Raw genomic sequence first — 12,754 nt, 5'->3', positions numbered from 1 at the left:
AGGCTGGGAGCCATGCCCTCATGCCCGCTCGTTCCGCCCGGACGCCGCTCGGGCACTCGCGCACGGCTCACAGCCTCTTTGCCGCACCTTTTTCCCACCCTCTTGCGTCCCTGCCACCAGCCATGCTGCTGATCCCTGCCATCGACCTGAAAGACGGTCGCTGCGTCCGCCTCAAGCAAGGCGACATGAACGACTCCACCACCTTCGGCGAAGACCCCGCCGCGATGGCGCGCCGCTGGCTCGACGCCGGCGCCCGCCGCCTGCACCTGGTGGACCTGAACGGCGCCTTCGCGGGCAAGCCGGTCAACGAACCGGCCATCAAGGCCATCATCCAGGAGGTGGGCGACGAGATCCCCATCCAGCTCGGCGGCGGCATCCGTGACCTCGACACCATCGAGCGCTACCTGGACGACGGTCTCTCCTACGTCATCATCGGCACCGCGGCGGTCAAGAGCCCGGGCTTCCTGAAGGACGCCTGCAGCGCCTTCGGCGGCCACATCATCGTGGGGCTGGACGCCAAGGACGGCAAGGTCGCGACGGACGGCTGGAGCAAGCTCACCGGCCACGAGGTCGTCGACCTGGCCCGCAAGTTCGAGGACTATGGCGTCGAAGGCGTCATCTACACCGACATCGGCCGAGACGGCATGCTCACCGGCATCAACATCGACGCCACCGTCAAGCTGGCCCAGGCCTTGACCATCCCTGTCATCGCCTCGGGCGGCCTCTCGGACATCGCCGACATCGAGCGGCTGTGCGCCGTCGAGAGCGAAGGTGTCGAAGGCGTCATCTGCGGGCGCTCCATCTACACCGGCGCCCTCGACTTCGCCGCCGCCCAGGCGCGTGCCGACGCGCTGCTCGCCGCCGCGAGCTGAGCGCGCTTCCCGCGTCGTCGCCCGGCCGGCCAGGCGCCGCCGGGCGGTGCCGGCGCGCCCGGGATAATCCGGCCTCCTCCCGACTGCCCGCCATGCTCGCCAAACGCATCATTCCCTGCCTCGACGTCACCGCCGGCCGCGTGGTCAAGGGCGTCAACTTCGTCGGCCTGCGCGATGCCGGCGACCCGGTGGACATCGCCGCCCGCTACAACGAGCAGGGTGCCGACGAGATCACCTTCCTCGACATCACCGCCACCAGCGACGGCCGCGACCTCATCCTGCACATCATCGAGGACGTTGCCAGCCAGGTCTTCATCCCGCTGACGGTGGGCGGCGGCGTGCGCTCGGTGGCCGACGTGCGGCGGCTGCTCAATGCCGGCGCCGACAAGGTCAGCTTCAACTCCGCGGCCGTGGCCGACCCCGAACTCATCCGCGCCGCCAGCGACCGCTACGGCGCGCAGTGCATCGTCGTCGCCATCGACGCCAAGCGCCGCCAGGGCGACGACCTCGCCGCGCGCGGCCCCGGCTGGGACGTCTACACCCACGGCGGACGCAAGAACGTCGGCCTCGACGCCGTGGCCTGGGCCCGCCAGATGGCGGAGTTCGGGGCCGGCGAGATCCTGCTGACCAGCATGGATCGCGACGGCACCAAGAGCGGCTTCGACCTGGAACTCACCCGTGCCGTCAGCGACGCCGTGCCGGTGCCCGTCATCGCTTCCGGCGGCGTGGGCACGCTGGACGACCTGGCCGACGGCATCACGAAAGGCGGCGCCGACGCGGTGCTGGCCGCCAGCATCTTCCACTTCGGCCAGCACACGGTGGGCGAGGCCAAGGCCCTGATGGCCGCGCGGGGCATCCCCGTCAGGACCTGAATGGGCGAGGTCCGCATCATCGGCGGGCAGTGGAAGCGCTCCAAGCTGCCCGTGCCCGACGCACCCGGCCTGCGCCCCACGTCCGACCGCATCCGCGAGACCTTGTTCAACTGGCTGGGCCAGGCGCTCACCGGCTGGCGCGTGCTCGACGCCTTCGCCGGCAGCGGCGCCCTGGGCTTCGAGGCGGCCTCGCGCGACGCGGCCGAAGTCGTGCTCGTCGAACGCGACGCCCGGCTGGCGGCCGGCCTGCGCGCGAGTGCCCAGCGGCTGAAGGCGACCACCGTCAGCGTCCACACCGCCGACGCGCTGGCCTGGATGCGATCGCAGCCGCCTGGCCGCTTCGACCTCATCCTGCTCGACCCGCCGTTCGCCGCCGACCTCTTCGACGCCGCCCTGCAGGCCGCCGCGCCGCTGCTGGCCGAGGGCGGCCTGATCTACGTCGAGGCGCCGCGCGACATCGCCGCGCCGGCCGGATTCACCGTCTGGCGCGAGGGCCGTGCCGGCGCCGTGCACTACCGGCTGCTGCGCCGGGGGGACAATCCGGCGCCATGACCACGCGCACCGCCATCACCGCCGTCTACCCGGGCACCTTCGACCCCATCACCCTGGGCCACGAAGACCTGATGCGCCGGGCTGCCGGCATGTTCGAGCGGCTGGTGCTGGCCGTGGCCGTGGGCCACCACAAGAAGACCCTGTTCTCGCTGGACGAGCGCCTGGCCATGGCCCAGGAAGTCGCCGCGCCGCTGGGCAACGTCGAGGTCATCGCCTTCGACGGCCTCCTGCGCGACTTCGTGCGCGCCCACAGCGGGCGTGTCGTCGTGCGCGGCCTGCGCACCGGTGGTGACTTCGAATACGAGTTCCAGATGGCCGGTATGAACCGCAAGCTCATGCCCGAGGTCGAGACCATCTTCCTGACGCCCGGCGAGAAGCACCAGTACACCTCCAGCACCTTCGTCCGCGAGATCGCGACGCTGGGCGGCGAGGTGGCGGAATTCGTGTCGGCGGGCGTCCTGGCCCGGCTGAACGGTCGGACCGCCAAATGAGAGGCCTGGCTTTGCAATCGGCCATGAACATGGCCACAGAGGCACAGAGACACAGAGGGCCCGGTTGGCTTCGCACGAGCTTCTCTGTGCCTCTGCGCCTCTGTGGCTGTGTTTTGAGGCTTGTGTCGAGAGATGTCCGGGCGTCAGCTGTATCCGTGAGCCCAGCCATCGGGAGCAAGCCATGGCGCTGATGATCACGGACGAATGCATCAACTGCGACGTCTGCGAACCGGCCTGCCCGAACAACGCCATCAGCATGGGCGAGGAGTTCTACAGGATCGACCCCGCCAAGTGCACGGAATGCGTCGGCCACTTCGACGAGCCGCAATGCGTGGCGCTCTGCCCCGTGGCCTGCATTCCGGTGAACCCGGCCCACATCGAAAGCCGCGAGACGCTGATGCAGAAGTACCTGCGCCTCACCGAGGCCGCCACCTGAGGCCACGGCGCCCGGCGCCTGCTTCGGCGCTTGCTTGGACGTCTACTTCGGGAACACCGCCTTCAGCACCGCCGCCAGCCGCGCGCCAGCAAGCGTCAGCTGCTCGCGCTTGATCGCCTCGGCCTTGGCGCTGTAGCCGCCCGGCAGGCTGACGTTCCAGTGCGAACCCTCCTTGGGCGAGAAGCTCAGGCCCTCGAAGGCCACGCCGGCCTCCTCCAGCGACTGCGTGGCCCAGCGTGCGGGCCAGTCGGCCGGGTCGCCCCGGTTGGCGTGAACCTTGCGCGCCTGCGCCAGCCAGGCGGCGTCGACACGGCCGGGCTTGAGCCGGTCGGGCACGCCGTCCCACAGCGAATGCATCTTCAACGGCCCGAAGGCCGCCGCCAGCTCGGGCTGCGCCGCGGCCGGCTTGGGCGCGGCCACCACGAACAGGCTGTTGCCGCCCACGGTGAAGCTCGCGGGATCGAAGCCGGTCTTGTCGGGGTCGACGCGCCGGCCGGTAGCGTCGAGATAGGCCGCGCCGACGTGCAGCGGCTGGTGCACGTCGCCCACCAGGTGGGCCAGCACCAGCAGCGCTTCCCGCTGGGACTTGTAGTTCGGCTGGCCCGTCGTCGGCCGGCCCTGCAGCACGAGGATGGCCTGGCGCAGTGCGCCGACGACGTCGTCCGGCCGCGTGCCGGTGAAGCCCGGCAGGTAGCGGCTGCGCTGCAGCGGCACGTCGGCGTAATGCGTCTGCTTGTGGCAGCTGTCCTCGTCCATGCCGATCTTGCACTGGCGGTCGTTGCGCCTGACGTAGTCGGCCATCTCGGCGATGCGTTCGGGCGTTTCCAGCGCGGCGCACTCGGCGTATTTGCCGGGCGTGGGATAGGTGTAGGGCTGGGCCGGCGAGATGCCCTTGGCGCAGTCGGCCCAGATGGCCGCCAGCGGCAGCGGCATGTCGCCGAGCAGCGCGGCGACACGAGCCTCGACCGGCGTGCCCTTGATGAGGCCGGCCGCGATGGCGCCCACCGTCTGGTGGCCGTCGGCCCCCCAGGCCTGGACGAGCAACGGGGTAGCGAGCAAGGTGGTGACGAGCAGGCGGCGCATGGCGGTCCTTCGGACGGTCGAGGTCGCCATCTTGCCTGGGCGGCGAGGCGGGTCAATGAAGGAGGTGGCGAATTTGGCGTGACAGCGGAGCGGCGGCACAGGACCGCCGTCTGTCCCCGCACCTCGAATCCGGAATCTCAGGGGTGCGCCTGCGAACCCCAACATCATGATCGACCGAATTCGTCGAGGGACCACGGGCAAAAAACTGAAGCGCTCACGTCGATCCTGCTTCACATCGCTCGTCGTAGGTGCATAGGCCATCGTTTCGAGGGCCAGGAGACGCCCATGTCTGCATCGGTACTGTTCATGTCAATGTCGCTCGACGGATATATCGCGGGTCCGAACGACGAAGTCGGCAACCCCGGAGGCGACGCCTTCGACCGGCTACACGAGTGGTATGGGGACTTCTCCCGGCCGTCAGGGGCCGTCGGAGAACTGTGGGACGAGTGGAACCGGCCTGGATCGATATTGGCGGGCCGGCGTACCGTGGAGCAGATCGATCACTGGGGCGGTGACAACCACGGCGTCCCCATCTTCGTGCCCAGCCGCCGGCCGCCCGGCCCATCCGTCGCGAACTACCCGTTGGTGACGTATGTGCGTGACGGAATCGAGAGCGCGATGGCGCAGGCGAAGGCGGCCGCCGGCAATCTGAACGCGCTGGTGCTCGGCGCGTACACAGCCCAGCGGGCGCTCGAGGCCGGTGTGCTGGACGAACTGCAGATCCATCAGATTCCTGTGCTGTTCGGCGGCGGCCGTCGGCTGTTCGACGTATTGCCATCGCGGATTGAACTGGAAATCGTTCGGGTGATCGACACGCCGGATGCCACGCACATTCGCTATCGCGTTCGTCGCTGAGCGGGCGGCGCGCCACCGGCATCCGCGCGATGTCTCGCTCGAGCGCAGTGCGCGATCAGAACTTGCGCACCTCGATGCGGTTCTTCTGCAGGGCGTAGCCCAGCTGGCGAGGCGTGACGCGCAGCAGCCGGGCCGCCTTGGCCTGCACCCAGCCGCATTGCTCCATCGCCCAGATGAGGCGATCGCGCTCGTCCTGGGGTGGGTCGGCCGCGTCGGCTGACGCCGGCTGCGGGGCGGCCGGCAGCGAGTGCGTGGGGCCGATGCGCGTCACCTCCGAGGGCGCTGTCGCCACCGGCTGCGACCCGCGGGAGGACGGCATCGACGGTGCCGCCGCGGCGACCGCGTCGGCCTTGTCCAGGAAATGCAGGGTCTGTGTCAGGCAGCGGTTCTGCCGGCACGGGAAGGCCAGGTCGCGGATGGTGTCGCCCTGCACCATGGTGGCGGTGCGCTCCACGCAGTTTTCGAGTTCGCGCACATTGCCCGGCCAGTAGCAGGCCGAGAGCACCTTCATCGCCTCGGGCGTGACCTTGAGTTCCCGCCGGTTCTCCTTGTTGAAGCGGTCGATGAAGTGCGCGACGAGCGGTGGGATGTCCTCGCGCCGCTCGCGCAGCGGCGGCAGCGTGATGGAGACGACGTTGATGCGGTAGTACAGGTCGGCGCGGTACTCGCCGCGCTGCACCATCTTCTCCAGGTCGCGGTTGGTGGCGCAGATCAGGCGCACGTCCACCTTCACGGCCTTGCTGCCGCCCACGCGTTCGAACTCGCGCTCCTGCAGCACGCGCAGCAGCTTGGCCTGGAAGGCCGGCGACACGTCGCCGATCTCGTCCAGGAAGAGCGTGCCGCCGTGCGCCAGCTCGAAGCGGCCCTTGCGGTCGCCGACCGCGCCGGTGAATGAGCCCTTCTCATGGCCGAAGAGTTCGCTCTCCAGCAGGCTCTCGGTCAAAGCCGCGCAGTTGACCTTGATGAAGGGCGCGTCCTTGCGCGGCGACAGGAAATGGATGGCCCGGGCGACGGCCTCCTTGCCGGTGCCGCTTTCACCGCGCAGCAGGACCGTCGCGCGCGACGGTGCGGCCTGGTGGACTTCGGCGAACACCTGCTGCATGGGCCTGGAGTGGCCGATGACGTTGTCCAGCACGTAGCGCCCGCGCGGCTCGCGCTGCAGCGCCTTCTGCAGCCGCGTGGTCTCCTGCTGCAGGCGCCGGTGCTCGTCGCTGACCGCCCTGTGCAGCGAGGCCGCCTGGGCGAGCAGCGTGGCGACCATGGTCAGGATGCGCTGGTCGTCCGCTAGCCGGGCGCCGCCCTTCACCGCACGCTGGGCCGCCAGCACGCCGACGACCGCGTTGTCCGTCTTCAGCGGCACGACGACGAAAGCCATCATCTGGCCCTCCGCGGCGCCGAAGGCCTGTGTGCGGTCGATGAACTCCGGGGCCTGGGCCACGTCCGGCACCACCACGGGCATGCCCGTGGCGAACACGTGCCCGATGACGCCTTCGCCGTGCTTCCACACGCCGCGCTCCTCCTGCTCTCGCGTCAGCCCGATGGAGCAGTGCACGCGCAGCCGGCCTTCCTCGGCGTCGGGCAGCACGATCATGGCCCGGTCCAGGCCGACGTGGGCCGCCATCACGTTCAGGGCGCCGCGGAAGGTGCGCCCGATGTCCAGCGAGGCTCCCAGGATCCGGCAGATCTCGTAAATCGTGATCAGTTCCAGATGGGACCGATGGTCATGGGTTGTCCGGCTCAACGACACCGCGCACCTCCTTGATCGGCTGCTCGGCACGTCGCCGGTGCATGGGCCCGCCGCCGTTGGAGGCCATGCATCGGCGCGGGGCAGTCGGCCCCCGTGCTCCGCACTCGATGAGGGAAAACGCAAGAACCGCGCCACGCCCGCGGCCGGCGGCCGTCACGCGGCACGGGCGGCCATCGGCTCGTGCGACATGGCCGCTTTGTGCTGCGGCGTCACCGCAGGGCGCTGCAAGGCCGCGACACCGTCCATGGCCGCTCACCCGAACTTGAACAGGATGCCGTGGCCGCCGCGCGGGTACTCCCAGGCGACGTTGAGGTGCTCGCTGCAGATCACGCGGCAACTGCCGCACTCCAGGCAGCCGTCGGTGATCAGGGTCACCCCGCCATTGCCCTCGGCCTTGTAGCAGGAGGCGGGGCAGATGTAGGTGCAGCTTTGCTGCCGGCACTCGTTGCTGCAGACGGCGGCGTCCTTGATGCGGATGTGCGGCCGGCCGTGGTCGACCCGGTAGCGGTTCTGGAACAGCTTCTCTTCCACGTTGACCGTGATCGTGCTCATGGTTTGACCTCACGCAGGGCGTTGCAGGGGGCGCGGCGCTGCCGCGTCGGGGCGGGGCCCGTCATCTGAAGGCCCTCCAGAGCTTGACGGCGTCGCCCAGCAGGCCGCGCCAGCGGCGTGCGGCCTTGAAGCTGCCGAAGATCGCGCGCTCCTTGGCCTTCTTGTCGATGCCGTCGACCGTGAACATGGTCTTGGCCGCGCGGTTGACCAGGGCCGGGTAGGTGGTGAAGAACTGCGGGCTGTCGTGCAGCACCTGGGGCATGTCGCGGTACTTGTGCAGGTCCTTCATGACGAAGCTCTCGTCCAGGCTGTCCTTGTAGGCCTTGAGCGTCCTGGCGGTGAGCGGCCGGCCGGCTGCCTTGGCGGCGATCACGGTCTCCGCCGCCAGCCGCCCGGTGGTCATCGCGAGGTTGCTGCCCTCGCGGTGCACGGCATTCACGAAGCCGCCGGAGTCGCCGACGATCATCCAGCCTTCGCCATAGACCTTGGGCACGGCGTGGAAGCCGCCTTCGGGGATGAGGTGGGCGGCGTACTCCTTCATCTCTCCGCCCTCGATCAGCGGCGCGATGCTGGGGTGGCGCTTGAGCTTGTCCAGCAGGGCATAGGGCGTCGTGCGGGCCGGGTTCTTCTTGAAGTCGCTCAGCATGCAGCCCACGCCGATGGTGAGCGAGTCCTTGTTGGTGTACAGGAAGCCCGTGCCCACCATGCCTTCCGTGACCGTGCCCATCATCTCGATGACCACGCCTTCCTCCTCGCCGATGTTGAAGCGCTGCTGGATGACCTCCTCCGGCAGGAAGAGGATCTCCTTCACCGCCAGCGCCACGTTCTCGCCCTTGAGTTCGCCATGGAAGCCCGCTTTGCGGGCCAGCGTGCTGTTGACGCCGTCGGCCAGGATCACCACGTCGGCGTAGACCTCGCCGCCCTTGCGGTCGCAGCGCACGCCGATGCAGCGCTCGCCGTCCATCAGCAGCTCCTCCACCGTGGTCTCGCAGATCAGCAGCGCGCCCGCCTCCCGGACCTTGGAGCTGAACCACTTGTCGAACTGCGCCCGGATGATGGTGTAGCGGTTGTAGGGCGGCTTGTTGTAGTCGTCGCTGCGGTAGTGGGTACCCACGAAGCTGTTGTCGTCCAGCACCCAGACGCGCTGCTCGATGACGTGGCGTTCGAGCGGTGCGTCGTCGCGGAAGTCGGGGATGACCCGCTCCAGTGCGTCGGCGTAGAGGATGGCGCCCTGCACGTTCTTGCTGCCCGGGTATTCGCCGCGCTCGATCTGCAGCACCTTCAAACCCGCCTTGGCCAGCGTGTAGGCGGCGGTGTTGCCCGAGGGGCCGGCACCGACGACGATGGCATCGAACTTTTCCTGGCTCATGAGGCGTCTCCTTTCACGCTGCCTTGCGGATGCGTTTGTCGAGGTGGGTTCTGAAGGCCTGGGTCAGCACCGGCAGCACCTGCATCGCGTTGCCGACGATGCCGTGGTGGGCGAAGTCGAAGATGGGTGCGTTGGGGTCGGTGTTGATCGCGACGATGACGTCCGAGCTCTCCATGCCCACGCGGTGCTGGATGGCGCCGCTCACGCCGGCGGCGATGTAGAGCTTGGGCCGCACCGTCTTGCCCGTCTGGCCCACCTGGCGCTCGGCCTCGCACCAGCCGGCCTGGGTCACGGCGCGCGTGGCGCCTACCTCGGCCCCCAGCGTGCGCGCCAGCTCCCACACCAGCTTGAAGTTGTCGGCGTTCTTCAGCCCCTTGCCGCCCGTGACGATGATGTCGGCGTAGGCCAGGTTCACCGTGTTGCGCGTGGTGTCGGGGATGAAGTCCAGCAGCTTGGTGACGATGTCGGTCTCGATCATGCCCAGCGGCATCTCGGTGATGCCGCCGCTGCGCGTGTCGTCGCGCCGCGGCATGGGCGCGGTGCGCGGGCGCATGGTCGCCATCTGCGGCCGGTAGGCCAGGGTCATGATGGTGCACAGCAGGCTGCCGCCGAAGGTCGGGCGCGTTGCGGCCAGGGCGCGGCCGTCGATGTTCAGCTCGGTGCAGTCGGCCGTCAGGCCCGTGCCCAGGGTGGTGGCCACGCTGCCGGCGAGGTCGCGGCCCATCGTCGTGGCCCCCAGCAGCATGATCTCGGGCTGGTAGCGGTTGACCAGGTCGGTCAGGCCCTTGGTGAAGGGTTCGTTGCGGTAGCCCTGCAGCACCGGGTCGCGCATCACGTAGCAGTGGTCGGCCCCGTAGGCGTAGGCCTCGCGGGCGAAGTCGTCCAGCCTGTCGGCCGGACCGCCCAGCAGCACGCCGCTCACGTCGACACCCAGCTTGTCGGCCAGCTTGCGGGCCTCGCCCATCAGCTCCCAGCTCACGCCGTGCACCTGGCCGCGGTCGTGCTCGACGAACACCCACACGCCCTTGTAGGCCTTGAGGTGCTCGGGCAGCTCGGTGTTGCGCCCGCTGCGTCCGGCGGTTTTCACGGCACCAGCCGCGGCGGCGGCAGCCATGGGCGGTGCGGCGGGAGGGGTGGATTGGCTCATGCGGTGCTCCTCAGTTGTCCATGGTGCTTGGCGCCACCCCGGCGGGCGTGAAACCGATGTATTGCGGGCCGAGCGCTGGGCCGCTCCCGAGCCGGCCCGCGCCGGCGATGTGCTTGCGGCTCGACGCCGCAAGCATCGCCGTCCCCGCGGGGGACCGACCGGACTCGCTCGCGTTCAGCGATGCGAGGGTGGGCGAGGGGCTGCTTCATCTCATGCGGACAGCCGGTCCACCGTCTCTTGTTCGAGCGTCGGGTGGGTGGTGAAGATCTTCTGCAGCAGGTTCAGGCAGACGTCGTTGACGCCGCTGCCATCGCCCACCTCCTGCATCTCGGCGCGCTGGCTGCGGGCCTTGGGGGCGAACACCTTGCTGACGATGGTCGGGCTGCCCTTCAGGCCGATCTTGGTGACGTCCTCGATGCCGGCGTCTTCCTTGTTCCACTTGCGCACCGGGCAGCGGCCGGCGCGCAGCATGTCGTCCATGCTGGCGAAGCGCATCTCGTTCGTGCCCTCCAGCATCGTGATGAGGGAGGGCAGCCGCGTCTGCAGCACCTGCACGCCGCCTTCGGCCCGGCGCTCCACCACCAGGCGGCGCGCATCCAGGTCCACCTCCACGACGCGGCTCACATAAGTCAGCAACTGCAGGCCCAGCCGCTTGGCCACGCCGGGGCCGACCTGCGCGGTGTCGCCGTCGATGGTCTGCTTGCCCGTGAACACCAGGTCCACCGCCTGCTCCTGGCCGATCTTGCGGATGGCGGCCGCCAGTGCGTAGCTGGTGGCCAGCGTGTCGGCACCGGCGAAGGCGCGGTCGGTGACGAGGATGGCGTCGGTGGCCCCGAAGCTGATGCACTTGCGCAGCGCGTCTTCCGCCTGCGGCGGGCCCATGCACAGCACGGTCACGCGGCCGCCGAACTGGTCCTTCAGGCGCAGGGCCTCCTCCAGCGCGAAGAGGTCGTAGGGGTTGACGATGGCTGGCACTCCCTGGCGCATGATGGTGTTGGTGACGGGGTGGACGCGGATCTGCGCCGAATCCGGCACCTGCTTGATGCAGACGACGATGTGCATGTCGCTCTCCTGGGGCCGGGGTCAGGCGGCGCGGCGGCGGCCCGCCAGGCTCTCGCGCAGGCTGCTGAGCTGCACATGCTGCTGGCCGTCGCCGGTCTGGAACACCTTGAAGACCTTCTCCCGCTGGGCGTTGGAGTGCACGAAGTCCTCGTAGGCCTGCATCAGCAGCTCGCGGTAGCGTGCGAACAACTCCACCTCGCCGAGCCCCTCGACGCCCTCCGTGCGGTTGAGGTACTGGAAGTAGCGCTTGAGGATGTGCAGCCGGTTGACCTGCACCACGCGCTCATCGAAGGGCACGCCGAAGAAGTTCAGGAAGTCCTCGGCGCTGGACAGCGCCTTGAGCCGGTTCAACAGGGTTTGCATCGGAAGCTCCTTCATGCGTTGCTCGCTCAGGCGGCATGCGCTGCCATGCGGGGCAGCAATTCGGTATAGAAGCGGATCAGGTCGGCGTCGTCCGGCGCGCGCTTGGTGCGCATCACGTGTTCACGCACGCAGGCCAGCAGGGCGTGCACCAGCGCCTCGTCGGGCACCAGCCCCAGGCGCGCATAGGCCTCGCGCACGCCGTGCGTGCCCGAGTGCTTGCCCAGCACGAGGCGGTGGTGCCCGCCCACTTCCTCGGGCCTGAAGGTCTCGTAGTTGCGGCGGTCCTTCAGCAGCCCGTCGACGTGGATGCCCGATTCGTGCGTGAAGACGGCTTCGCCCACGATGCTCTTGCCCGGCGCCACCGGCCGGCCCGAGGCCCGTGCGACCAGGCGCGAGATGGCCGGAAGCCGGGTCGTGTCGATGCCGCATTCCATCGCGTAGAGGTGGCGGGCCGCCATGGCCACCTCTTCCAGCGGCGCATTGCCCGCGCGCTCGCCCAGGCCGTTGACGGTGGTGCTGGCATGCGTGGCGCCGGCGCGCAAGGCGGCGAGCGTGTTGGCGGTGGCCAGGCCCAGGTCGTCGTGGGCGTGGATCTCGATGTCGAGATCCACCTCGCGGCGCAGGCCGGCCACCAGCGTATGCGTCTGGAAGGGGTCGAGCAGGCCGAGGGTGTCGGCCACCCGCACGCGCACCGCGCCGTGCCGTTGGGCCACGCCGGCCATCTCGGCGAGGAAGGCGGGGTCGGCGCGCGAGGCGTCCTCGAAGCCCACGCTCACCGTGGCGCCGGCGTCGATCGCCCGGTCCACCAGGCGGCGCACGGTGGACAGCACCCAGGCGCGGTCGCGGCGCAGCTTGCGCTCGATCTGCAGGTCAGACGCCGGGATCGCCATGTGCACGATGTCGGCGCCGCAGGTCAGTGCGGCGGTGAGGTCCGCGTCCGCCATGCGGGCCCACACCATGGTGCGCGCCCGGTACACGGAGCCGGTGATGTCCCGGATCAGCGCCACCTCCTGCGCCCCCATGGCCGCGATGCCGACCTCCATCTCCGGCACGCCCGCCGCGTCCAGCGCGTGGGCGATGGCCAGCTTTTCGGCGTCGCTGAAGGCCACGCCCGCCGTCTGCTCGCCGTCACGCAGGGTGGTGTCGTTGATCGTGTAGGGACAGGTGTCGGAGATGGGGGCGGTCATGGCGATGTGCAGGCTCCTCGGCCCTTCCATCGCAAGGCGTATGCCACCCCGGGCCCTGGCCCCCAAGTCCTTGTCAGGCCGCGACTTTTGCCGCGCGGGCGCAGGCCCCGGCGACTGTGGGCTTTGTGAGGTTCACGACAGCCCGGCGGCCGATGGCGCGGCGCAT

14 protein-coding genes are annotated in these 12,754 nt (G+C 69.5%); 6 read left to right on the top strand and 8 right to left on the bottom strand.

Annotated elements, in window-relative coordinates; all coding sequences use genetic code 11:
* The first annotated feature begins 122 nt into the window (after positions 1-122).
* From hisA to LXT12_RS11955, 5 genes are all read left to right on the top strand, one after another.
* Complete coding sequence (hisA, locus tag LXT12_RS11975) at positions 123-872, top strand: 1-(5-phosphoribosyl)-5-[(5-phosphoribosylamino)methylideneamino]imidazole-4-carboxamide isomerase (RefSeq protein WP_233392306.1); 750 nt, start codon at positions 123-125, stop codon at positions 870-872.
* A gap of 92 nt (positions 873-964) precedes the next feature.
* Positions 965-1,744, top strand: coding sequence for an imidazole glycerol phosphate synthase subunit HisF (gene hisF / locus LXT12_RS11970; protein ID WP_233392304.1), 780 nt, complete (start codon positions 965-967; stop codon positions 1,742-1,744).
* Positions 1,745-2,296 carry a 16S rRNA (guanine(966)-N(2))-methyltransferase RsmD gene (gene rsmD / locus LXT12_RS11965; protein ID WP_233392302.1) on the top strand — a complete coding sequence of 184 codons (552 nt, stop codon included), beginning with the start codon at positions 1,745-1,747 and terminating at the stop codon, positions 2,294-2,296. It abuts the gene before it with no gap.
* Complete coding sequence (gene coaD, locus LXT12_RS11960; protein WP_233392300.1) at positions 2,293-2,787, top strand: pantetheine-phosphate adenylyltransferase; 495 nt, start codon at positions 2,293-2,295, stop codon at positions 2,785-2,787. Before rsmD ends, coaD begins: the two co-directional genes overlap by 4 nt.
* 181 nt (positions 2,788-2,968) lie before the next feature.
* Positions 2,969-3,223 carry a YfhL family 4Fe-4S dicluster ferredoxin gene (locus tag LXT12_RS11955; protein WP_233392298.1) on the top strand — a complete coding sequence of 85 codons (255 nt, stop codon included), beginning with the start codon at positions 2,969-2,971 and terminating at the stop codon, positions 3,221-3,223.
* 42 nt (positions 3,224-3,265) lie between these two features.
* Here the strand turns inward: LXT12_RS11955 and LXT12_RS11950 are convergent, their stop codons facing one another.
* Positions 3,266-4,306, bottom strand: a complete 1,041-nt coding sequence (locus LXT12_RS11950) for a S1/P1 nuclease (RefSeq protein WP_233392296.1) — start codon at positions 4,304-4,306, stop codon at positions 3,266-3,268.
* Positions 4,307-4,591: 285 nt separating this feature from the next.
* Here LXT12_RS11950 and LXT12_RS11945 point away from each other — a divergent pair, with 285 nt between their 5' ends.
* Positions 4,592-5,161 carry a dihydrofolate reductase family protein gene (locus LXT12_RS11945; RefSeq protein WP_233392295.1) on the top strand — a complete coding sequence of 190 codons (570 nt, stop codon included), beginning with the start codon at positions 4,592-4,594 and terminating at the stop codon, positions 5,159-5,161.
* 55 nt (positions 5,162-5,216) lie between these two features.
* Here LXT12_RS11945 and nifA read toward each other — a convergent pair whose 3' ends face one another.
* From nifA to nifV, 7 genes are all read right to left on the bottom strand, one after another.
* Positions 5,217-6,902, bottom strand: coding sequence for a nif-specific transcriptional activator NifA (gene nifA / locus LXT12_RS11940; protein WP_233392293.1), 1,686 nt, complete (start codon positions 6,900-6,902; stop codon positions 5,217-5,219).
* Between the two features lie 258 nt (positions 6,903-7,160).
* On the bottom strand, positions 7,161-7,460 hold the full coding sequence (locus tag LXT12_RS11935) for a ferredoxin family protein (protein WP_233392291.1): 300 nt from the start codon (positions 7,458-7,460) through the stop codon (positions 7,161-7,163).
* Between the two features lie 61 nt (positions 7,461-7,521).
* On the bottom strand, positions 7,522-8,829 hold the full coding sequence (locus LXT12_RS11930) for an FAD-dependent monooxygenase (protein ID WP_233392289.1): 1,308 nt from the start codon (positions 8,827-8,829) through the stop codon (positions 7,522-7,524).
* Positions 8,830-8,842: 13 nt separating this feature from the next.
* Positions 8,843-9,976, bottom strand: coding sequence for an electron transfer flavoprotein subunit alpha/FixB family protein (locus LXT12_RS11925; protein WP_233392287.1), 1,134 nt, complete (start codon positions 9,974-9,976; stop codon positions 8,843-8,845).
* A 210-nt stretch (positions 9,977-10,186) separates the two neighbouring features.
* Positions 10,187-11,038 carry an electron transfer flavoprotein subunit beta/FixA family protein gene (locus LXT12_RS11920; RefSeq protein WP_233392285.1) on the bottom strand — a complete coding sequence of 284 codons (852 nt, stop codon included), beginning with the start codon at positions 11,036-11,038 and terminating at the stop codon, positions 10,187-10,189.
* A 21-nt stretch (positions 11,039-11,059) separates the two neighbouring features.
* Positions 11,060-11,401 (bottom strand): nitrogenase-stabilizing/protective protein NifW, encoded by a 342-nt coding sequence (gene nifW / locus LXT12_RS11915; RefSeq protein ID WP_233392283.1) that lies wholly within the window; start codon positions 11,399-11,401, stop codon positions 11,060-11,062.
* Between the two features lie 26 nt (positions 11,402-11,427).
* Entirely contained in the window at positions 11,428-12,588 is a 1,161-nt protein-coding gene (gene nifV, locus LXT12_RS11910) for a homocitrate synthase (protein WP_233392281.1), read from the bottom strand.
* Positions 12,589-12,754: the final 166 nt, after the last annotated feature.

The sequence above is a fragment of the Pelomonas caseinilytica genome, from assembly GCF_021353235.1.
In the GTDB taxonomy this organism is placed as follows: domain Bacteria; phylum Pseudomonadota; class Gammaproteobacteria; order Burkholderiales; family Burkholderiaceae_C; genus Pelomonas; species Pelomonas caseinilytica.
Note: the sequence above shows the minus strand (reverse complement) of the source record. Positions and strands in the feature narration are given on the sequence as shown.